The organism is Neobacillus niacini (genome assembly GCF_023715415.1).
GTDB classification, from domain to species: Bacteria; Bacillota; Bacilli; order Bacillales; family Cytobacillaceae; genus Neobacillus; species Neobacillus niacini_C.
This window is the reverse complement of the sequence record NZ_JAMBOB010000004.1, coordinates 336101-357679: the sequence shown is the minus strand read 5'-3', so window position 1 is coordinate 357679 and position 21579 is coordinate 336101. Positions and strand designations below refer to the sequence as shown.

The 21579-nt window shown below is 39.8% G+C and carries 27 protein-coding genes; 8 read left to right on the top strand and 19 right to left on the bottom strand.

The genetic code is table 11. The features are described 5' to 3' along the window. Positions 1–64: 64 nt before the first annotated feature. The 5 genes from M3189_RS11040 to M3189_RS11020 all read right to left on the bottom strand — a co-directional run bounded on the left by M3189_RS11040 (position 65) and on the right by M3189_RS11020 (position 3156). Positions 65–664: an NADPH-dependent FMN reductase gene (locus M3189_RS11040; protein WP_251634117.1), complete on the bottom strand. Its 600-nt coding sequence runs from the start codon at positions 662–664 to the stop codon at positions 65–67. Positions 665–870: 206 nt separating this feature from the next. Then, entirely contained in the window at positions 871–1332 is a 462-nt protein-coding gene (locus tag M3189_RS11035) for an inorganic phosphate transporter (RefSeq protein WP_251634116.1), read from the bottom strand. Positions 1333–1349: 17 nt separating this feature from the next. After that, the gene (locus M3189_RS11030; protein WP_251634115.1) at positions 1350–2108 is read right to left on the bottom strand and encodes a hypothetical protein; all 759 of its coding nucleotides are present in this window, start codon (positions 2106–2108) and stop codon (positions 1350–1352) included. Positions 2109–2188: 80 nt separating this feature from the next. Then, positions 2189–2692 (bottom strand): hypothetical protein, encoded by a 504-nt coding sequence (locus tag M3189_RS11025; protein ID WP_251634114.1) that lies wholly within the window; start codon positions 2690–2692, stop codon positions 2189–2191. Continuing rightward, a complete protein-coding gene (locus tag M3189_RS11020; RefSeq protein WP_251634113.1) occupies positions 2689–3156 on the bottom strand; it encodes a hypothetical protein in 468 nt (155 codons plus the stop codon). Before M3189_RS11020 ends, M3189_RS11025 begins: the two co-directional genes overlap by 4 nt. 158 nt (positions 3157–3314) lie before the next feature. Here M3189_RS11020 and M3189_RS11015 point away from each other — a divergent pair, with 158 nt between their 5' ends. Beyond that, positions 3315–3650 carry a zinc ribbon domain-containing protein YjdM gene (locus M3189_RS11015; RefSeq protein ID WP_251634112.1) on the top strand — a complete coding sequence of 112 codons (336 nt, stop codon included), beginning with the start codon at positions 3315–3317 and terminating at the stop codon, positions 3648–3650. A gap of 42 nt (positions 3651–3692) precedes the next feature. On the opposite strand, the gene M3189_RS11010 is transcribed toward M3189_RS11015, so the two are convergent. Next, the gene (locus M3189_RS11010) at positions 3693–4535 is read right to left on the bottom strand and encodes an aldo/keto reductase (protein WP_251634111.1); all 843 of its coding nucleotides are present in this window, start codon (positions 4533–4535) and stop codon (positions 3693–3695) included. A gap of 2 nt (positions 4536–4537) precedes the next feature. Further along, positions 4538–5770, bottom strand: a complete 1233-nt coding sequence (locus M3189_RS11005; RefSeq protein WP_251634110.1) for an MFS transporter — start codon at positions 5768–5770, stop codon at positions 4538–4540. Between the two features lie 180 nt (positions 5771–5950). On the opposite strand from M3189_RS11005, the gene M3189_RS11000 reads away from it, so the two are divergent. After that, positions 5951–6319 carry a winged helix-turn-helix transcriptional regulator gene (locus tag M3189_RS11000; RefSeq protein WP_251634109.1) on the top strand — a complete coding sequence of 123 codons (369 nt, stop codon included), beginning with the start codon at positions 5951–5953 and terminating at the stop codon, positions 6317–6319. A gap of 95 nt (positions 6320–6414) precedes the next feature. Then, positions 6415–6855: a cell wall hydrolase gene (locus M3189_RS10995; RefSeq protein ID WP_251634108.1), complete on the top strand. Its 441-nt coding sequence runs from the start codon at positions 6415–6417 to the stop codon at positions 6853–6855. A gap of 88 nt (positions 6856–6943) precedes the next feature. Here the strand turns inward: M3189_RS10995 and M3189_RS10990 are convergent, their stop codons facing one another. The 4 genes from M3189_RS10990 to M3189_RS10975 form a co-directional block, all read right to left on the bottom strand. Further along, positions 6944–7951, bottom strand: coding sequence for a FecCD family ABC transporter permease (locus M3189_RS10990; protein ID WP_251634107.1), 1008 nt, complete (start codon positions 7949–7951; stop codon positions 6944–6946). Continuing rightward, positions 7948–8958 (bottom strand): FecCD family ABC transporter permease, encoded by a 1011-nt coding sequence (locus M3189_RS10985; RefSeq protein WP_251634104.1) that lies wholly within the window; start codon positions 8956–8958, stop codon positions 7948–7950. Before M3189_RS10985 ends, M3189_RS10990 begins: the two co-directional genes overlap by 4 nt. Before the next feature lie 67 nt (positions 8959–9025). Continuing rightward, the gene (locus M3189_RS10980; protein WP_251634103.1) at positions 9026–9949 is read right to left on the bottom strand and encodes an iron-hydroxamate ABC transporter substrate-binding protein; all 924 of its coding nucleotides are present in this window, start codon (positions 9947–9949) and stop codon (positions 9026–9028) included. Further along, entirely contained in the window at positions 9900–10745 is an 846-nt protein-coding gene (locus tag M3189_RS10975; protein WP_251634101.1) for an ABC transporter ATP-binding protein, read from the bottom strand. Before M3189_RS10975 ends, M3189_RS10980 begins: the two co-directional genes overlap by 50 nt. Positions 10746–11062: 317 nt before the next feature. On the opposite strand from M3189_RS10975, the gene M3189_RS10970 reads away from it, so the two are divergent. Then, positions 11063–12121 (top strand): NAD(P)/FAD-dependent oxidoreductase, encoded by a 1059-nt coding sequence (locus M3189_RS10970; RefSeq protein WP_251634100.1) that lies wholly within the window; start codon positions 11063–11065, stop codon positions 12119–12121. Positions 12122–12135: 14 nt separating this feature from the next. On the opposite strand, the gene M3189_RS10965 is transcribed toward M3189_RS10970, so the two are convergent. Continuing rightward, positions 12136–13110 carry a glycerophosphodiester phosphodiesterase family protein gene (locus M3189_RS10965; protein WP_285889591.1) on the bottom strand — a complete coding sequence of 325 codons (975 nt, stop codon included), beginning with the start codon at positions 13108–13110 and terminating at the stop codon, positions 12136–12138. Between the two features lie 92 nt (positions 13111–13202). Here M3189_RS10965 and M3189_RS26935 point away from each other — a divergent pair, with 92 nt between their 5' ends. Then, positions 13203–13325: a hypothetical protein gene (locus M3189_RS26935; RefSeq protein WP_285889562.1), complete on the top strand. Its 123-nt coding sequence runs from the start codon at positions 13203–13205 to the stop codon at positions 13323–13325. Positions 13326–13403: 78 nt separating this feature from the next. Here the strand turns inward: M3189_RS26935 and M3189_RS10960 are convergent, their stop codons facing one another. From M3189_RS10960 to M3189_RS10950, 3 genes are all read right to left on the bottom strand, one after another. Continuing rightward, on the bottom strand, positions 13404–13631 hold the full coding sequence (locus M3189_RS10960) for a hypothetical protein (RefSeq protein ID WP_251634096.1): 228 nt from the start codon (positions 13629–13631) through the stop codon (positions 13404–13406). A gap of 63 nt (positions 13632–13694) precedes the next feature. Further along, on the bottom strand, positions 13695–13973 hold the full coding sequence (locus tag M3189_RS10955) for a hypothetical protein (protein WP_251634095.1): 279 nt from the start codon (positions 13971–13973) through the stop codon (positions 13695–13697). After that, positions 13958–14218 carry a CGCGG family putative rSAM-modified RiPP protein gene (locus tag M3189_RS10950; RefSeq protein ID WP_251634094.1) on the bottom strand — a complete coding sequence of 87 codons (261 nt, stop codon included), beginning with the start codon at positions 14216–14218 and terminating at the stop codon, positions 13958–13960. The genes M3189_RS10955 and M3189_RS10950 overlap by 16 nt, the downstream gene beginning before the upstream one ends. Before the next feature lie 142 nt (positions 14219–14360). Here M3189_RS10950 and M3189_RS10945 point away from each other — a divergent pair, with 142 nt between their 5' ends. The 3 genes from M3189_RS10945 (at position 14361) to msrA (ending at position 17464) form a co-directional block, all read left to right on the top strand. After that, entirely contained in the window at positions 14361–15194 is an 834-nt protein-coding gene (locus M3189_RS10945) for a YitT family protein (protein ID WP_251634093.1), read from the top strand. Between the two features lie 32 nt (positions 15195–15226). Beyond that, on the top strand, positions 15227–16189 hold the full coding sequence (locus M3189_RS10940) for a 2-hydroxyacid dehydrogenase (protein ID WP_251634092.1): 963 nt from the start codon (positions 15227–15229) through the stop codon (positions 16187–16189). A gap of 330 nt (positions 16190–16519) precedes the next feature. Further along, positions 16520–17464 (top strand): peptide-methionine (S)-S-oxide reductase MsrA, encoded by a 945-nt coding sequence (gene msrA, locus M3189_RS10935; protein ID WP_251634091.1) that lies wholly within the window; start codon positions 16520–16522, stop codon positions 17462–17464. A gap of 29 nt (positions 17465–17493) precedes the next feature. Here the strand turns inward: msrA and M3189_RS10930 are convergent, their stop codons facing one another. The 4 genes from M3189_RS10930 to M3189_RS10915 all read right to left on the bottom strand — a co-directional run bounded on the left by M3189_RS10930 (position 17494) and on the right by M3189_RS10915 (position 21444). Continuing rightward, positions 17494–18078, bottom strand: coding sequence for an MOSC domain-containing protein (locus M3189_RS10930; RefSeq protein ID WP_353057418.1), 585 nt, complete (start codon positions 18076–18078; stop codon positions 17494–17496). A 161-nt stretch (positions 18079–18239) separates the two neighbouring features. Beyond that, positions 18240–19469 (bottom strand): ATP-binding protein, encoded by a 1230-nt coding sequence (locus tag M3189_RS10925; RefSeq protein ID WP_251634089.1) that lies wholly within the window; start codon positions 19467–19469, stop codon positions 18240–18242. A 165-nt stretch (positions 19470–19634) separates the two neighbouring features. Further along, positions 19635–20432 (bottom strand): SPOR domain-containing protein, encoded by a 798-nt coding sequence (locus M3189_RS10920; RefSeq protein ID WP_251634088.1) that lies wholly within the window; start codon positions 20430–20432, stop codon positions 19635–19637. 103 nt (positions 20433–20535) lie between these two features. Then, positions 20536–21444, bottom strand: coding sequence for a DMT family transporter (locus M3189_RS10915; protein WP_251634087.1), 909 nt, complete (start codon positions 21442–21444; stop codon positions 20536–20538). Positions 21445–21579 lie beyond the last annotated feature (135 nt).

Here is a 21579-nt window from a genome sequence, read left to right as displayed (position 1 = left end):
TCCTTAGATTAATCCTCGCAGGAACAAGCTGTGCTTGTTCCGAAGGCGCTTCCGCTTTTCGTTTTTATCTTAATGTCTTTAAAGCGCCGCTCCAAGCGATTACTTCGTCAAGCATTGCAGTCATGTTTGTTTGGTGTAGATCTTGGGGTTTGAATACAGAGCCGTTTTCAAAGTCTGTGAATAAAGACAATGTTGGATGTGTACGAACGTCAGCCACTTTTACTTCGCCAAGAATTCCACGTAAGTGTTCAGCTGCACGTGCTCCGCCTGTTGAACCGTAGCTTACGATACCAGCAGCTTTGTTGTACCAAGCTTCACGTGCGAAATCAATTGCATTTTTTAATGCGCCGGTAATGCTGTGGTTGTATTCTTGAACAACGAATACAAATCCATCTAAACTCGCAAGTTTTTGATTCCAAGCCGCAATTCCTGGTTCTGTTCCATCAGTAGTTCCTAAGAATGGCAGGTTGTATTCTGAAATATCTACGATTTCATAGTCTGCATCTCCACGTTGGTCAGCGATTCCTTTTACCCATTCTCCTACCTGCGGGCTAACACGTCCTTGACGTGTGCTTCCTAAAATAATACCTATTTTTAATTTTGAATTTGTCATTGTTTCTTCCTCCTTCGTTGTTGTACCGAATAATTTACTGAAAAAACTCATACTGTCCACCCCTTGCTGTGATTTTTATCTATTTAGGTTTTTCGGTTTCTCTTGTTTTGAATTAAAGTATACTTAAATTAAATATTTTTAATTCGAGATAAATATACAACAGATATATCTCGATGTCAAGAGATTGAATTTACGTTTTGTTAAAAATAGAAAGAGAAAATGGACCTCATGAAAGTTTCATGAAGTCCAGATGAAGTCTATGAGGAGGGGTCTTCCGTTTGTCCAACGGTAAGAGCCCGGTATTTCCATAGGATCTCTCTAATTGGGTGCACATGGATTTCCGTACATTGAATAATGACCAAAACTTCCGGTTCCTTCTTTAGCCGACGGGTATGAACACTATCTTTTTTAAGAAAGTAATATACGCTATAGCCGATTGTAAAGCCAATTAATACACAAATTAGTCCCCAAATAATCGGTCCCCACACTAAAACAAACCCGATACACGCCCCAATAACAGCACTCCCAGTGGCACATGCCATTCCTACCTCAAAGGCATTCGAATGAATTTCTCGTGTCCGTCCAGTTAGTTTTTCGGGTGAAGGCTCGTTGTCCATATAGACTACGAGTATTTGATCTCTTGAGATCAAACTGCTTTCGATCTCTGCTAATGCTTGCTCTATATCAATGGATTGTTCAAAGGTTGCGAAAAGGTTCATTTTACAAAAACACCTGCTTAAGGTAGTATTCGGAGCTTGTTACTGCCATATCGTTTCGTGAGCTCGTTACGTTGGGAAAGTCTGTAAAGTTTATTGTGCTCAACCGCTGTAATATAGGCATGATAGATAGAGCCCCCCATAACGGATGGCATAAATAATAACCAGTGCGGATTTAGGATAGTAGTTGATTTATGAAGGTCGCCTAAAACAAGGGATAATAGAGATTCATGCAGCCCTGATAGAGTGAGATACACCCACCACCAGAAAATAGCGTAAAAAGCTAATCCAAAGCGGTGGATGTATATTTGACCTAATCCAGGAAAGAAAAAGGAATAAAGAACACCAACGATTGGTTTTTTCCTCTCAAGATATTGAATTTCAGAAGAGAAAATTCCGATTCGTGGTGGTGTAATATTTTGCAACTTGGTTAAATGATATAGTTTTTTTTGATACACAGCTGATCGATAGCTATCCCATATTGAAATCATATAAATAACGAGGTATCCGAATGCCCATCGTGGTTCAATCACGGATGTAGCCATTTCAAATTTGCCGCAAAATGAATAAATCATTGCTTCATTGATATGTGCCAGCGTATTGATAGTAACCTCAGAAAGCGTTAATAAAGTTGCTCTTAAATATTGATTTAGTAAATAGTGTCCGAAACCTGGGAATACTGCGGACCACCATGCCACCATAATTGGATTATGCTGTTGCAGATGGGTTATCCCAAATATACTAATTTTATAAAGAGAGGGTTGGTTTTGATTGATCATTTCTAGTACCTGCTTATGTCTAGATTATTTATAGATTGTTGAAAGCTAGTCTAATTCACTCATTTTTATAAAGGGTGTGTTTACTGAAATTCTTGTAGAGATCCATCATGAAGTTTTTTTTTCATAAATCGAAAAAGTACAATTAAAAATACCGCGGTAAGTGGATAGGTTGGAATAGAATAATATAGCTTCCAGCCAGTATAGGTTAATGCCCGATTTTGTACAGTGATCCATTCGAAAAATAAAGAAAATCCAGTCCAAAACAGAATATACCAAATCGTTTTCCTGCCATAGAGCTCCCATTTATCATAGACATATAAAAATAGTATGGATGCACATGGATACATAAAAAAGTGAAACAGGCCACCAGAAAGCTCATATGTGGGGTTATCGCCGAAAAAGTAAAGTTTAAAGGGAGTTGCAATTAAAAAATAGTCAATGGTGGAAACGTACCAGAAATTAAAAATGAAAATAATAAAAACGATAACAGGTGGAAAGTAATCTCGAATCAGTAAAAATAGCAAGAGTGCAATTAATACAGCTATAATAAAAAACCATTCATTCCAATCAAAAGTAACATTCATTTCTTCCATACTCCTTTATAGAGGATGTTTTGAAATATCTTCATTAGCACGATTAAAATCACCAAAGCCAGTAACCAAAAGGCAAAGGTCCACCATATCTCCCAGTGGGCATGATTCATCACACCTAATAAGTCGTCTAACCATTCCAATCCAGATAACAGCAAGATAAAGCCTAGTAGTAAAGGAAGCTTTTTACAGTGTTTGTCTTTAAAAAAGTGAAGGAAAGTAACCATTAGTACTGGGTAAAGAACGATTCTGTTTATAAAATGGGCTAATTCAAAAGTTAGCTTTTCGGGAATCAAAAGGGTTTTGAAATTCATAAAGCACAGGGCAGAATAGTTTTGAAAAAGATAAGAAGAAAACAGCCAATATACAATAATCTCAAGGATATGCAGCCGTTTCCTCATTTTTATAAAAAGGAATATAGCCAATAAGTTTACTATAAAGTAAAAGAATAAAATCATCTGAGCTGCTCCTTGCCTATTCACTTTGCTTTTCACTTATTATGGTTTTATATAGGAAAAAATATGAAAATCATTATTGAGGTTTGCGCAAGGCTTGTCTGTTTGAAAGGACTATGCCACAATAAACAAAGAACAAGAACGAATGGAGGAAATGAAGGATGTCAGCTTTGCCAAACTGCCCAAAATGCAATTCTGAATATACATATGAAGATGGAAGTCTATTAATTTGTCCAGAGTGTGGTCATGAGTGGAGTTTAGAAACTGCTTCAGTGGAAGAAGAAAGCGTGATTAAAGATGCAAATGGAAATGTTTTAAGCGACGGTGATTCGGTAACCGTTATTAAAGACCTTAAAGTAAAAGGAAGTTCCTCCACGCTAAAGCAGGGAACAAAAGTAAAAAACATTCGTTTGGTGGGTGGCGATCATAATATCGATTGCAAAATCGACGGTTTTGGTGCCATGAGCTTAAAGTCTGAGTATGTAAAAAAAATATAAAAAGTTGGCGCTCCTTTTGTAAGGGGCGCCTTATGCTTTTTCCTAGAAATCAATGTTGTCAGGATCTGGACCAACTCGATGATTTTCATTCAGACCACTAATCCTGTCCATATCTTCATTTGAAAGTTCAAAATCGAATATAGCTGCGTTCTCCACTATTCTGTGATCTTTCGTTGATTTTGGAATCGTTACAACGCCGTTTTGTAGATCCCAGCGTAAAATTACTTGAGAGACGGTTTTGTCATATTTATTGGCAATTTCCTTTAATAAAGGGGTATCAAATAATTGCCCCTGCATTAACGGGGACCAAGCTTCAAATTGAATGCCATTGGTATTACAAAAAGTTTTGACTTCTTGCTGTGTTAACCTTGGATGATATTCAACTTGGTTAACCATTGGATTTATTTCAGCATCCTTCATCAAGTCTTGTAGATGATGGACTTGGAAGTTACTTACTCCAATTGCTTTTACTTTTTCATCCTTATAAAGAGTCTCTAATGCCCGCCAAGCCTCCTTATATTTACCCTCTACTGGCCAATGAATAAGGTACAAATCAAGATAATCAAGACCCAGCTTTCTTACGCTAGTTTCGTATGCTTCAATCGTTGATTCATAACCTAAATCAGCATTCCAAACCTTTGATGTAATAAATAATTCTTCTCTTTTAATTCCGTATTCTGTCATTGCTTCACGAATGGCTTGTCCAACGCCTTCTTCATTCTCATAAATAGCGGCTGTATCGATACTGCGATAACCATGCTTAATCGCAAATTTTACAGCATTCACTAATTCTGGACCTTCTTCGACCTTAAATACCCCCAGACCAAACCAAGGCATTTTTACACCATTAGATAAAGTAGTTGTTGCTTGTAAGTTGTTTGCCATTTTTATTGAACCTCCCATTTTTGATTTGAAAATGAACATATGTTATCGGTAACGGTATCGACTTTTTGCTCAAGCTTCCGACTCCAGCCAGTTAGGAAGACAGCCCCAAGAACCATTAAAGCACCTATCCAAGTGGTATGAATCAGTCCAATTGAATCCGTGATGAAGCCTCCTAAAAATGCGCCAATTGCGATTCCTGCATTAAAGGCAGCGATATTAAGGGCAGAAGCAACGTCTACGGCTGTTGGTACATACCGCTCTGCCAGCATGACTACATACACTTGTAACCCTGGAACATTCATAAAGGAAAATAGCCCCATTAGGAAAATCGTGATTAATCCAGCTATTTTAATTGGTGCTGTAAACAGTAAGATAAATAGAACCAATGCTTGAGCGATAAACATATAAAATAGGGCCTTAATCGGATTTTTATTCGCTGCCTTGCCACCAACCATATTCCCGATTGCGATCGCTATTCCGTATCCAAGAAGAATGACAGCGACACTTTCGTCTTTAAAGCCTGTGATTTCTTGAAGGATGGGAGATAGATAAGTAAAGACGACAAACGTTCCCCCATAGCCTAAGGCAGTGATGATAAAAACGAGTAATAAGCGGCCATTTGTTACTAATTTGATTTGATCACGGAAAGTAGAAACTGTACCTTTTCGTAAAGTAGATGGAATCAGGATACTGTTCGCAATGAATGCGATTAATCCGACAACAATAATAAGGATAAATGCCATCCGCCAGCCAAATTGCTGGCCAATAAAGGTACCAAACGGAACACCGGTTACCGTGGCTACGGTTAGTCCGGTAAACATAATCGATATGGCGCTTGCTCTCTTATTTTCTGGTACTAAATCAGCCGCAATGGTGGAGCCGATTGACATAAAAATACCATGTGAAAGGGCAGATATTATGCGGGCAGCGAGGAGTATCCCAATGCTCGATGCACTTGCCGCCAGCCCATTTCCGATGATAAAAATAACCATAATCCAAAGTAATAAAGATTTACGTGACATACTAGAAGTAAGAGATGTCAAAATCGGGGCTCCTAAGGTTATTCCTAAAGCATATAAAGAAACCGTTAATCCGGCAGTTGTAACAGGAATTTCTAAATCATTTGCAATTAACGGTAAAAGACCGACACTGATAAATTCAGTGGTGCCAATTGCAAAGGCACTAATAGCTAATGCCAACAGTGCAAGCATACTTTGTTTATGATTCAAAGACATATTGTCTCCTCCTTAGAATGAATAAGTATTTGATTTCGATTTGCTGGTTGCAGCCCAATCGATAAATGCTATTATGAGATATGGTGGAACATTAGTGAAGTACGCACTTTAAAGTGATATAGATACTTTTGAGTAATATAGGTACTTTTTAGTGCCTATCTTTGAGGAGGAAATGAACGGATGAAAGCAAAGAAATACAATATATCTGTTGAAGCGACACTGGAAGTGATCGGAGGAAAGTGGAAGTGTGTAATCCTCTGCCATTTAACTTATGGCAAGAAGCGAACAAGTGAATTGAAACGCTTGATGCCGGATATAACGCAAAAGATGTTAACGCAGCAATTGCGGGAATTAGAGGAAGACGGAGTCATTAACCGAAACGTTTATAATCAAGTTCCGCCTAAAGTAGAATATGAGTTAAGTGAGTATGGCTGGAGTTTAAAGGGAATCTTAGATTCCCTATGCGCATGGGGAGAAAAACATATCTCCAAAGTGTATGGCAGTTTGGATATCTTAGAAAAGAACGTACTTAATGAACATCTGAAATAAAAATTAGGCGTTCTTATTAAAACTGAGCATACATTATTAATAAACAGAACATCAATTCAGGCTTTTTTTCATACTATATTTTTGGAGGTGGAAAAATGGCAAGAGTATCTTACCGGAGTTCAGACATTGACTTGATGGCAAGAATGATGAGAGCAGAAGCTGAAGGCGAAGGGAAGCAAGGAATGCTATATGTTGGAAACGTTATTGTTAACCGTGTAGTCGCAGATTGTCCAGACTTTAGGACATTGACAAATATTGAACAAGTCATTTTTCAAGTACAAGGAGGAAATTTTTCCTTTGAAGCTGTTCAAAAAGGCAATGTATTTTATCAAAGAGCAAGAGAATCTGAAAGAAGATTAGCAAGACAGAATGTGCAAAATTGGAGAGAACACCCAGCGAAATACTCTCTTTGGTATTTTAATCCAACTGGTCCATGTCCTCCAACCTGGTACGACCAACCTTTTACGGGTCAATTTAAAGAACATTGTTTCTATGAACCAAAACCTGGAACCTGTGATAGTGTTTATAGAGGATGATAACTTTTTATGGCAAGAACCTTAGAAAAACTAAGTAATTGCAAAAAAAAACGCTCAGAAATCTGAGCGTTTTACTACTTTTCAGGAGCTATTTTTTCAATAAGAGGTACATAAAATACGGTGCACCAATGAGTGCGACCATAATTCCTGCTGGGATTCCAGCGGAGTCCATGATATTCCGTCCGAGTGTGTCAGCAAACATTAACAGCCACCCGCCAATTAAAATGGCAACAGGGATAAATAATTGATTTCTTGGTCCAACGAGCGCCTTTGCCATGTGTGGAGCCATTAATCCGATAAAGGAAATGCCGCCCGTAACCGAAACCGCAGAAGCGGCAAGGGCAACAGCCGTAATCAGTAATACGATTCGTTCTTTTTCAATCGATACTCCAACTCCGATTGCTACGGGTTCACTTAACCCAAGCAGGTTTAACCGATTGGCTTTGTATAAGGTAAAAGGAAGCAGAACAACCAGCCAGGGGAGGAGAGCCCAGATAAACGGCCAATCCGTCCCCCATATATTCCCCGCAATCCATTTTGCAATAAAATCGACTTTTGCCCGCTCGGCAGATGAGATGAGGACAATCATCGCACCTGAGAGTGCCATTGAAAAACCGACCCCAATTAACACTAATCGTACCGGCTGCAGACCCTCAGTTTTGCTATACGCAAATAGATAGAGAAGGAAAGCCGTCAGCATGGCGCCGATAAATGCTACAACGGGAATCATGTAAGTAAACGCCCCTGAATCAATCGGAAAAAATAAAAAGAATACGGTAACAGCAACACCTGCACCGGAATTAATTCCGATGATCCCAGGGTCAGCTAAATCATTACGGGTAATCCCTTGCAAAATAGAACCTGATAATGCTAAGGCCATTCCAGCTAATAAAGTAATGATAATTCGCGGCATTCGAATGGAAAATAACACGAATTCCTCTTTGAACGTCCCTTGTCCAAAAAGGGTTGGAATCAGCCTATCATACGATAGAGAGGAGAAACCCAACCCTAAGCCAACCACAATTGTACCCAGGATTAAGGCGAATAATATAAATAAAATAACACGTTGCTTTCTAAGTAAAGAGGGCTGGATCATGAGAATGCTTTCCCTCCTCTACGAACAATCACAAGGAAGAAGGGTAACCCAAGTGTTGCCACAATTGCCGCAACTGGGGTTTCAAATGGTGCATTTATTGTCCGTCCTAGTGTATCGGCAAAAAGCATAAATGTTGCCCCCGAAATGGCAGACATAGGAATAATATAACGGTAATCCGTCCCCACGATTGCTCGTACGACATGGGGGACCATTAGTCCGATAAAAGCCATATTTCCGATTAGCGCAACAGAAGCTCCCGCTAATAAAATAATCGCAATAAAAAGGATGGTCTTTATTTGAGTCGTTTTTTGCCCCAACCCAACAGCGACTTCTTCATTTAAGCTAAGAATCGTAAGCTGCCTTGAAAGAAAAAGAGAAACTAATAATCCAACTAGGATGAAGGGAATAATGATTTTTAGCTGGCCCCAGCTGGTTCCAACCATTCCTCCTGCCGTCCACATTGAGACATTTTTTGAAATTTTAAAGGTAATTCCAATTCCTTCTGCAATCGCATAAAGGAAAGCCGAAATAGCCGCTCCCGCTAATACAATCCGCAGCGGTGAAAATCCGCCTTTCTTCATCGCACCAATCCCGAATACCATCAAGGTTCCGACAGCCGCTCCAATAAAACAGGCAATGGTAATACCGAAATAGTTGGCGGAAGGGACGAATGCGATGACGAGGGCTAGTGCGGCATTTGCTCCTGCCGTTAACCCTAGCAAACCTGGATCTGCAAGAGGATTTCTGGTAATACCCTGCATAATCGCCCCTGAAACCGAAAGAGCGGCTCCGACTACAATGGCCGCAACCTCACGCGGTAGGCGTATTTCACGGATGATAGAAATCTTTTCACCTTTTGCATCTGAAAAAAGGGCCTGTGAAACATCTTTAAGGCTAATATCTGCTGCTCCCACCATCATGGAAAAGACAAACATAGCGACAAATACAAAAATTCCGATGATCAGTTTATATAGAAAAGGAATGGAACGTTGTTTTTCATTATTCATAAGTCTCTCATCTTTTCTTTCATAGAATAGGGGAAAGAGGAATCTAGGAATAGATTCCTCTCTTATATTAGTTACCTAAAAATGATTTCTTAATGAATTCTAGCTGCTTTTCTAGTGTGACTGGATCACTGAAGGAAGCACCTTGACCATTCATTTCAAAAACTCGGTTGTTTTTTACCGCAGGAATGTTTTTGTACGTTTCTGTTTCTTGGAAGGAAGTATCAGCGTCAGAGTATTTGCTTAAGATTACATAATCTCCTGCATACTCAGGAATAACCTCGGCCGATAAGGTAAAGTAGCCAGATTCTTCCGCAACTTCTTTTACTTTTTCAGGCATGTTCAATTTCATGGCTTGATATAGGATTTCTGTTCCACGTGCCCAATTGCTGCCAAATACATATAGGTCTTTTCCATAGCTTTCCATAACGGAAACGGTTGCATCCTCACCAATTTTTGCCCGAATCTCTTCACCAGCTGCTTCCGCTTCTTTTTTGAATTCGTCAATCCAGCTTTGAGCTTCTTTTTCTTTATTTAAGAGTTTCCCAATTTCTAAGTGTTGCGTTAAATAATCTACTTTTCCCCATGTGTAGGTAACAGTAGGAGCAATTTCACTTAACTTATCTAGGTTTTTAATATTGGAAAGGCCAATAATTAAATCTGGTTCTAATTCAATGATTTTTTCTAAATCTTCATCAGAAACTTCTGCAACATCTTTCATTTCTTTTTCAAATGTCGGATTGTTCTTTGACCACACATCAACACCGACCACATTTACACCTAAATCGATAACATTACCTGTAAAGCCTGAAAGGAGAATAACTCGTTGTGGATCAGCAGGAACTTCAATTGGTCCATTTTCGGATTGGTAGGTGATTGTTCCAGATTTCTTATCATCTGGTGCTGCCGTGTCCTTTTCTTTGGAAGTATCGGTACCGCAAGCACTAATAATTAACACTAAGAGCACGATAAAAGTCAGTAGTAGTTTTTTCATGTTTTGTTTCTCCTTTTAGTAGATTGTACGTTATGCACATTGGTTTTCCTGTACGAGGGTCGTGGCCGATGACCGCATCAATATTAAATACCTTTTTTAGAACCTTATGGCTTATCACTTCTTCACAATTTCCTGCTTTTACAATCTCACCGTCTTTTAAGGCAATGATATGATCCGCAAAGCGGGCTGCTTGGTTCAAATCATGAAGGACCATAACAATTGTCCGTTCCTGTTCATGATTTAATTTCTGCAGAAGTTCCAATACTTCGAGTTGATGGGCCATATCCAGGTAGGTGGTAGGTTCATCCAGGAAGATAATTTCCGTTTCTTGGGCAAGTGCCATTGCAATCCATACGCGCTGGCGCTGTCCGCCTGATAGTGCGTCAACTGGTCGAAACTTAAAATCAATTGTTCCAGTGACTTCAAGGGCCCAGTCAATCACCTCATAATCCTTTTTTGTTAAGCGGCCGAAGCCCTTTTGATAAGGGAATCGCCCATAAGATACAAGCTCGCCAACCGTAAGTCCACTTGCACTTTCTGGTGTTTGCGGAAGGATAGCCATTTGTTTAGCGAGAATTTTCGTGTTTACCTTTGAAATGTCGTTGCCGTCCAAAAGAATGTTTCCCGATTGGTGGGAGATGATCCGGGTAATTGCTTTCAATAAAGTCGATTTCCCGCAGCCATTTGGTCCGATAATCGTTGTTATTTTCTTATCTGGAATTTCAATGCTTAGGTTTTTGACAATTAACCGTTCACCATAACCAATGCTTAATTCTTCTGTAGATAAGCGATCCATGGTAAACCTCCTTTATGTAACTGAGAGTTAGATGATAATGATTATCACTGTCATTATGACCTAACTATAAAGGTGAGTGATAATGATTGTCAATTACAATTTTGTGAAAAGTTTTTTATTGTTTAATAGTGTTTATGTACATGAAGTATGAATCCTTATGGTGTAGTGGTTTTGTATCCATTTTTTTTTTGTGTCGAAAAATCGAATAAATAGAATGCCGCAGAATTTTCAAAAAATATGTATTGTCATTCGAGAGAAAATCCATTACTCTTATTGATAATGATAATCAATTACAGTTGGTTAGGGAGTGGACGGAGATGGAACAACACGAATTGTTTGATGTGACGGTTATTGGTGGGGGACCAGCAGGGCTTTATTCTACTTTTTATAGTGGTTTAAGAGAAATGAAAACAAAGGTGATTGAGTATCAACCGGCGTTAGGCGGTAAAATTCATGTTTATCCTGAAAAAATGATCTGGGATGTCGGCGGCTTAACGCCTATAACCGGAGCAAAATTAATGGAACAGCTAGTTGAGCAAGCATTAACGTTTAGCCCAACCGTCGTCTTGAATGAAAAAGTTGAATACATCACTCGAAATGAAGAAGGAATTTTTGTCTTAAAAGGGTCATCCGGGGAACTTCATTACTCAAAAAGTGTGATTGTTGCGATTGGCAGCGGAATTCTGAATCCACAAAAGCTGGAAATAGAAGGCGCAGAGAGATTTGAAGTTACGAATTTACATTACACGGTGAAATCTTTTAAACAGTTTAAAGACAAAACCATCATTATTTCTGGCGGCGGGAATTCTGCGGTAGACTGGGCGAATGAGCTAGAGCCGATTGCAAAAAAAGTCTATTTAACCTATAGAAAAGAGGAATTAGGCGGACATGGCCAAGAAGCACAGGCCACAAAGCTTCTCGAAAGCTCTGTAGAATGTTTCTTTCAATCTTCGATTACGAAATTAATCGCCAATGGCGAACGTGATGAAATCGCCACTGTTGAATTAACGAATCACGAAACAGGTGAAATTTCCTACTTGGCAGTTGATGATGTGGTGATAAGTCATGGCTATGAACAGGACGCAACTCTATTGGAAAATAGTAAATTGAGTATTGATCGGGTGGATAACTATTATATTGCGGGTAACGCTACGAGTGAATCCTCGATTGAAGGTCTATATGCTGCGGGAGATATTCTTATGTATGAAGGGAAAATCAACCTGATTGCCGGTGCATTCCAGGATGCTGCAAACGCTGTAAATAAAGCCAAACAGTTTATTCAGCCTGACGCAGCGAAAGTTGCCATGATTTCTTCCCATAATGAACTTTTTAAAAAACGTAATAAGGAATTAGTGAAGCAATTAGTTGAAAAATAGAGTGAAGGATGCCTTCACTCTGTTTTTTTGTATATTGGTGCGATTTTATCGATCCGATTGGTCCAAATCCCGCCGCTATAGTTATTAGGCAGTCTCGTTAAGTCCTCTGCTGTATCAAAGCCTTCCGACCAGCCGCCATCACCTGCGACCACAATCACTCTGGTATCGACACTGTCCATCCGATTTAGGAATTTATCTGACCATCCCCAAATCCACGGAACAATTTTTTCAGGTAGATGTAATTGTGTTTTCTCGCATGCAGAAGGGATATAGCCTGTCCAGCCAACAGCAATATAAGGAAGGAGACAGCTTTTTAATGTCGCTTTCGACATGACACGAAGATGAGGGATTTCTTCTTTTATTGTGGCAATGGGCTGATCTCCGCCGTAAACCGTCAATTGATTCAAGCGGTTCTCTGGCAGTTCTTTCAGCACTTCAGCCAGCTGTTTTCCTTCTTCGGGATCATCACTTTTAATATGAACTAAAAATGAACGGTTTGGAAAATGGTTGAATACTTCATCAAGAGAAGGCATGAGGCCAACCCCTTTACCGCGAAAGTGATAGGTTTTTCCGTTATCCGCCGTATACCCATAGCCAATATCCAGCTGCTTTAATTCTGCCATCGTATATTCCTTCGTCGTACCCTCTGCATTTGTCCGGCATTCCAGCGTCCAGTCATGAAAAACAGCAAATTGACCATCTTTTGTTGGTTTAATATCCAACTCTACAACATCCGCACCTTTTTCAAATGCTGCTTCCATAGAGGGAATCGTATTTTCAAGATAGGTGTGCTCAGGCGGAAAAATTCGCTCAGCTGTGCATGTGTCACCTTGAATTCCTTCCATGCTAAACGTTTGGCCAAGCCCGCGGTGTGCGAGCAGCAAGGGGTCACCCTCACGATCCTTCGCAAAAATCGAACTATTGTTGAGAAAGATAAATAATGACAGTAAGAGTAGAAAAATAAAAATTCTTTTTAGTACTTTTTTCAGTTTCGTTACCTCCTTTTGAAATGGCTGTGTTAAAGGATACTGTTGATTTTAGAGCCTGTTGATTGAAGCGGAAGGCGCTTGACTCCTGCGGGATGAACGAGCTGAGTGAGACCCCACAGGAGCGAAGCTGCGAGGAGGCTCACGGGCGAGCCCGCGGAAAGCATAGCGCCTGGAGTGTAAATCAACAGCCTAGTTTAACACAGCCTTTGATATAAATCTGCGTTTAATCAATTATATCCGCATAGCAAAAAATCAACAAAAAAAACTGATTGGAGTTGCCAATCAGTACTAAGCTAGATTCTCTTTTTAATATCTTCTCTAATGGATTCAATCAGTGTATCCGATAAATCAGCTGGAAGCGAGGTGCCATCCTTAAATACCCAGGCGTTCATGATTTCCAAATCTGCTTTTTTAAACGTAATGCTGTAATCCATTTGATTATGGGTAAACTCTGTCGTCACATATTCTTCACTATCAAAATCATCATCAATAATCATGTTGGTTATTTCGTATGTATTCACAATAAAAACTCCTTTTTGCATTCTCTAAAATAGAGTTCACAAAAAGGAATTGTTTATACATTATTACGGGAAGTAAATGTCCAGGTGGTTATCTTGGTTTCTTAGTGTGTAGTAGTTTTGAAAGTCTGTGTTAATGCTGGCATATAGATAATCTGTAATATCAATCTTAACGGGGTTTCCATCTATTTTCGTGAAAATTAAGGCAGATTCTGTTACTTGGATGCTTTGAAAATGAAAACCATCCCGCTTGACCATCATATCCTCGTCCTGATAATAATTTAGAATCACTTGGCGATTTTGATAGTTTGACAGAAGTGATAAATCGTTTAATTGTTTTTCCATACCCTTAACACATACCCTCCACAACCGCATTGGTCGATAAATTTCATTTCAATTCTGCTCCCGAAGTAAGATAATAATGCCTCTGCTAGGTAGTCATCAGGATTCCCGAATGAAGCGGGGGTTACGATGTTTACATAGTATCCCATAACTGTATTCTCTACTGCCTCGATGGCAGCTGTAATTACCAACTCCATATCCAAGACATATTCCTCATGCTCCAGTGATATTGACCAATTCTTATCCAACCCAATCACCTCTTTCCTTTATTTTAGTAGGTAGAACTCAGGAAAGAGGTGATAGGAATCACAATCAGCCACGAAAACTCAGCTCAAGTGACAAGGAAAATGGTATATTATTATGGTAGAAAAATATGAAAGTGGTTTTGAGATGAAAAATTCATTAAAAGATATCGGATTAATCTTGATGGGTGCCTTTCTATTTGCAGTCGGTGTGAATTATTTTACGATTCCCAATACCCTTTCTGAGGGCGGTATTTTGGGGATTACCATCATCACCCATTACCTGTTCCACTGGTCTCCAGGGGTTGTGAACTTTGTATTAAATGCTGGACTTTTAGCAATCGGGTATAAGTTTTTTGAAAAAAGAACGATGGTTTACACGATAATTTCGATCGCCGCCAGCTCTGGTTTTCTCTATTTAACAGAAGACATCGGCAAACAGTTAACAGAGGACACCTTTTTAGCGGCCATCTTTGCTGGGTTATTGGTGGGCGCTGGGCTGGGCTTGATTTTTCGAACGGGCGGTACGTCAGGCGGTTCCACTATCTTAGCCAGACTCACCAACCAATGGTTAGGGTGGAGCATTGGGAAAGGCATGCTTATATTTGATATTGTGGTCGTGCTTGGATCTGTATTTATCATTGGCGTTGAAAAAACCATGTATACCTTATTGGTTGTATTCATTGGGGCAAAGGCGATTGATTTCATCGTAGAAGGATTAGATGAAAAAGTAGCAGTCTTGATTATTTCTAATTCGCCCGAAATGGTATTGGAAAACATCACGAGTAAAATGTCTAGAGGAATTACCGTTCTTGAAGGGCGCGGCGGTTTTTCCGGCCAAAATAAAGATGTGCTTTACCTTGTCATCAATAAACAAGAAATCGTTCAGCTAAAAAGCGTCATCAACAGCATTGATAAAAATGCTTACGTGACTGTGCATAACGTGCATGAAATGATGGGGAAAGGATATAAGGCATCTTAAGAAATTATGAAACAAAGGAGCGTGAGACCAACATGAAACCAAAAATCTACATAACACGGAAGCTGCCAGAACTTGTTGTTGATAAGCTGAAAAATGCATTTGAAGTGAGAATGTGGGAAGAAGAAGTGGAACCGGTGCCTAGAGAAATTTTAGAAAAAGAAATACAGGAAGTAGAGGGTCTATACTGTTTGTTAACTGAATCCATTGACAGAAATCTTCTCACTCTTGCACCGAGGTTGAAAATTGTTAGTAATATGGCCGTTGGCTATAACAATATTGATGTAGCTGCTGCAACTGAAAAAGGAATAATGGTCACCAACACACCTGGAGTATTAACAGAAACAACCGCAGACTTAACCTTTGCACTATTAATGGCAAGTGCTAGAAGGATAGTTGAAGCCTCGGATTACCTACGGGCGGGAAGCTGGAAAACATGGTCGCCGATGCAATTAACTGGTCAGGATATTTATGGAGCCACCTTGGGAATCTTCGGGTTAGGCAGAATTGGTGAATCTTTAGCGAAAAGAGCACGAGGCTTTGACATGAATATTCTCTATCATAACCGCTCACGAAAGCCTAGAGCAGAGGAACAGCTTGGTATAAAGTACGTAGATAAAGAAGCCTTACTTCGAGAATCCGATTTCGTTTGTGTGTTGACCCCTTATACGCCAGAAACGGAAAATTATATTGGGACTGCAGAGCTATCACTCATGAAACGAAATGCAGTTTTGATTAATACCGCTCGCGGCGGGATTGTCAATGAAGAAGCACTTTATCATGCTTTAAAGAGTGGACAGATTTGGGGAGCCGGCTTGGATGTGTTTAAAGAAGAGCCGGTGAGAACAGATCATCCACTTCTGAGCCTTCCTAATGTTGTAGCTTTACCGCACATTGGAAGTGCTAGCCGAAACACCAGACTAAAAATGGCGTTACTCGCAGCAGAAAATTTAATTCAAGGATTATTGGGAGAAACACCGAAAAATTTGGTGAATTAACGAATGTTTATTAAATAGGCAGCACTCTGCTTCGACAAAAAATTTCCTGGAAAATAAGGGGGAGTTCGTTGTTTAAACCGATTTTCTAGGATTTAATCAACTGTTTGATTAGAAGCGAAAAGCAGGAAATAAGTCGAAAAAAGGTTAGGAAATGGCCTAACCTTTTATTTTACTAACTTGTTCGATACTATAAACGAAAGATTGAAATTTTCTTATATGGGCCTGTTTATGCTAAATGAATGAAATGTTATCATTATCAGTCCTAATTCCAGTTAACGATGCACGATTGGCGGATAGCGAAAAACTAAACAAGATAAAGGGGTTAGTTTAATGACGGAAATAGCAACGTTTGCTGGTGGTTGTTTTTGGTGTATGGTATCACCGTTTGATGAACAGCCTGGGATAAAGGAAGTGATATCCGGCTATACAGGCGGACATAAGGAAAATCCGACTTATGAGGAAGTTTGCTCGGATACAACGGGGCATTATGAAGCCGTTCAAATTACCTTTAATCCTGCTGTTTTTCCATACAAGAAATTGCTGGAGATATTTTGGCAGCAAATTGACCCGACGGATAATAGTGGACAATTTAATGATCGGGGATTATCGTATCGGGCAGCGATATTCTATCATACAGAAGAACAAAAGGCATTGGCAGAGGGTTCAAAGGCAGAGATTTCAGCGAGCGGTCGTTTTCAGAAGCCGATTGTGACGCAAATCCTGCCCGCTGGTACCTTTTACCCTGCGGAAGAAAAACACCAGAATTATTATAAGAAAATGCCTTTCCACTATAACCACTATCGAGAGGGTTCAGGACGGACACAATTTATTCGTGAAAACTGGAAAAAGCGTAAAAGTGATGAAGAGCTGCAAAAAGAATTGACACCCATTCAATTTGAAGTAACGAGAAAGAATGCGACGGAGCCTCCATTCAAAAATGAATATTGGAATCATATCGAAGATGGAATCTATGTAGATATCATCTCAGGCGAGCCGTTATTTAGTTCACTTGATAAATATGACGCCGGCTGTGGGTGGCCAAGTTTTACAAAGCCGCTGCGACGTCAGGAACTGGAGGAAAGGTTTGATACTTCTCACGGAATGAGGCGCATTGAGGTTCGAAGCAAAGCATCTGATTCCCATCTCGGACACGTGTTTGATGACGGTCCTGGTCCTGATCGCGCAAGGTATTGTATTAACTCCGCAGCACTTCGCTTTATACCGAAGGAGAGGCTTGAAGAAGAAGGATATGGACAGTTTATGAAGCTGTTTTAGCTAAGAAACTCCCAGGTACCCCTGGGAGTTTAATCATTCTGGAATTTTTCTTTTAAATCCAGGAGATAGGTTCGCCATTGCCCCGCAAGCTCCTCGACACCTACTATCTTATCTATCACTTCAACAGACGGAGATGGGTCATGGAAATAGAGATGATGGATGGAGGAGACAGTAATTTGCTCAGGATGTGAAGTCAGCTTTTTTATTTGAGAATCACCTGTGATTTTTCCTTCCTCCAGCACTCTGAAAAAGTATCCTGTATACCCTGTTTCAATAATTCTTTTTAAAAGAAGGTGGTTGTTATTGCGTTTATTGATGGTAGAGCAGGGATAACGACCTTGAGACACTTGCAGCACAGCCTCCCCAATCTGAAAGACATCACCAATACAAACCTCGTCTTCCTTCATGCCTAAGACAGTCAGATTTTCTCCAAAAGCAGAAGGGGTTAATTTGCGGTCAAAAACACTTTCCCAATGAGCATAATGCTCGAAGGGATAAACACAGACGACACGGTCTGAACCGCCATGGTATTCTGGGTTCGCCACTTGATCGCCATTTATCTGATCAAAGCCCACCAAAAGCTCATCACTTTGTTCTTTCCAAATTCCAGACACAAAGTTTTCATCCTTATAGACACGATTTTTAGGCAAACCCTTGCTTCTATAAATTATCTCTCTAGTTTGCAATGTTCTTTTCGCCTCCTTGGTATTTATTTTACTACATGATATAAACGTAAAAATAGAAGAAACCCTCTGAATTTGAGAATTTCTTCTATTTAAGAGAGGCTAAATACTCGCTGTGTTATGGTTGGCAAGATAATTTCAATGGTGGTTCCTTTATTTAGTTCACTTGAAATTGTTAATTCCCCATGATGGCTTTCGATAATCTTATAACATGTCATCAGGCCGAGGCCCGTACCTTTTTCCTTTGTTGTATAAAAAGGTTCACCGAGTGTTGGAATCCGTTCTTTTGGTATGCCGATTCCCTGATCAATGATCTGGATAGAAATTTTTCCTTCTTCCTTTACCTTTACCTTCACATCAATGTTTCCGCCGCTAGGCATGGCTTCTATCGCATTTTTTAGAAGATTTAATAAAACCTGCTTTAATTGGTTTTCCTCACAGCTGATCTTCGGCAAATCGCATTCAAACTCCACGAAAATTTGTACATTGTTTAGAATAGATTGTGTATTAATTAGGGTTACAACATCTTTTGTTAGTTCCTTGACATCCTTTTCCGCAAAAACAGCAGCCGTTGGTTTTGCGAGCACAAGGAATTCGCCCACGATGTCATTGATTCGATCAAGCTCTGATAACACAATATCATAGTATTCGACTCGATGCTGCTCGGTTTTAAATAACTGAACGAACCCTTTAATTGAAGTAAGCGGGTTGCGGATTTCATGGGCGATACCAGCCGCCATTTGACCGAGAAGGGCCAATTTTTCAGATTTCTGCAGGAGTTGCTCCGTTTGTTCTTTTCTTTCCGTGATATCTCTCCCAATTGATAGAATGGCTTCTTTTCCTTCAAACGTTATGTGCATGGAGGAACCTTCAAAGACAAATACAGAACCGTCTAATCTGATAAATTTGTATTCTATATTGTTTAAAGGATGGGTTTCCTTTTTTACCTGTTTCATCCGTTCGTTCAGGCGTTCTGTATATTCTGGAAAAAGATAATTTTTAATAGAGGTTCCAATAATCTCTTCCTTGCCCTTTGCACCAATCATCGTCACGGCTTCCTTATTGACATAGATTACCTTATTATCTTGGTGAATGATAACGGCTCTTGGCAAAGAATCTATCAATTGTTTATAGCTTCCTTCACTAGCCCGAGCTTTTTTTCCAAGGAAACGCACCCGGTCATACTGCCACCCAACCAGCCAGGCAATCAGTGTAAAAATAAGAAAGTCTATTGTAAAGAAATGATCATGATTCAAAATATTTTGAAAGATAGAAAAAAGTACAGAAATTAACACTAACGTTATTTGACCTGATTTATTCATACTGTTTCCTCTAATGATCTGATTTTGCTATTATCATATCACGAATTGGTAGAAGGATAATAGGAAAATATTACTATAGGTTATTTACAAGTCTGTAATAGAAAAAAGCCTAGCTGATGCTGGCTTTTGGTTTTCAATGTGACAAAATTTACTAGTGCTCGAGCATTACGCTTGTGCCATTTTTTGATGTAAGTTTAAGATGGATTGTCCATAGGTAGTACCAGGTACAGCCCATTTTCCGTTTAAAGCGGTCCATGTTGTGGCAGACCCTCGACTTACAAGATGAAAGCGGGGGTCCACTAACGGGTATCGGTTTGGTAAAGGTGCGTTTGTTGCATACGCATATAAATGCTGGAGTTGTGCAAGGACTCCATCTTGAGGTGTCTGAAAGGAGGCGCCTCGAACACCGCCGCCGACAGCTCCGATTCCTGCGAAGTTATTCTGCCCATTCCTTACATCCCCTGTAAACCGAAAATAGTCTGTTTCAAGCATGGCTTGTGCAAAAGCAACATCCCCTCTAATTCCATAATACTCACCAAAAACTTTATAAAAACTTCCGAGCAGCGGCGCATTGGGATTTATTTTTCGCACATATTGATTCATTTGTTCTGCGGTGAGCAAGGTTGGACCTAGAATAGAGGAGGGGATTTGTGGATTTGCTGAAGGGCTGGAACTTGATGGTGGTGCTTGCGGACTAGGTGTTGATCTGACATCAGTAATTGGGCTTGCGCTTTGATTTTCGGTTGCAATGAAGGCATTAATTCCAGTCAATTTATTAATTTCAGTTGCAGTATTTTCAGCATTGGTCCTGCTGGAATAGGCACCTGCCTGTACACGGTACCAGGTTTCTCCAGAGATTGTAGTTGGTACAATATAGGATCGAATGCCTTTTGAACGCAGGAAGGCTACACGCTTTTGTGCATTTTCTCTTGATTTAAAAGATCCGGCAAATACTTTATACATTTCATCTCCTCCATTATTCGTTTCCCCTATAGTATGAGAAGACAAGGGGGATGTCGTCGGACACCAGCCTGTAAAAAGAAAAACCCCCGGATGGAGGTTCCCTTTAAGCCCCGCTCTTAACGGTCCCTTTTATATGAAACTTTTTTTGCTGCTGCATTAAGAAGAAGAAAACACCGAGGAGAACGAGCATTCCACCGGCAATTTGCCAGCTGGCAAGGTGTTCACCCAGCATCAAGACGGCTAATATCGTTGCACCCACGGGCTCCCCTAATATACTCATTGATATGGTGGTAGCATTAACATAGTTTAAGAGCCAGTTATTGATGATATGGCTGATGGTCGGAACAGTAGCAAGTAAAAGGAATATTCCCCATTCCTTAGCTGGATAACCTCCAAAATCAACACTAGTGCTTATGTTATAGATTGATAGAATGATTGTCGCAATAAAAAACACACAAAAGCTATAAATCCAGTGGGAAACTTTTTTCACAATGCTTTGGCCAATCATTAAGTAGCCAACTACAGCTATGACGCTTAAAAAGGAAAGGATATCCCCGAGAATGGCGTCCTGACTTAAGGCAAAGTCACCCCAGCCAATCATCATCGCCCCAATAATCGCAATTCCCATGGTCATCAGTGCGGATGGTGTGGTGCGCTCCTTAAATAGGAAGTAACCGCCGACCAAGGAGACAATTGGCTGAAGCGCAAGGATTATGGTTGAGCTTGCAACGGTCGTTAATTTTAACGAACCGAACCAAAGAACAAAATGTAATGCTAAAAAGAGACCTGAAAAAAATAAAAAGCCCCAATCTTTGCTTGTTATTTTTTTAAATTCCTCGCGGTTTTTCCAAACAATCGGAAGCATTAATATACTTGCAAACATCATCCGGTACATACTTAAAATTGATGCAGGTGCATCGGACCATTTTACAAAGATTGCGGAAAATGATATCGCAATAATCGAAATGGTAAGCGGTAAGACAATCGAGCGGGAATTATCTTGCTGGTTCATTTCTGTCCTCTTTTCTACCATATATGGGTGTTGCTTTTTTGAGTGAAATAAATCTAAATAATCTTACCATAAATGTGGTTTTCTAGGCACTAGCAAAACTCTCCAGAACCATACAAAAAACGTCAAGCCCTTTTT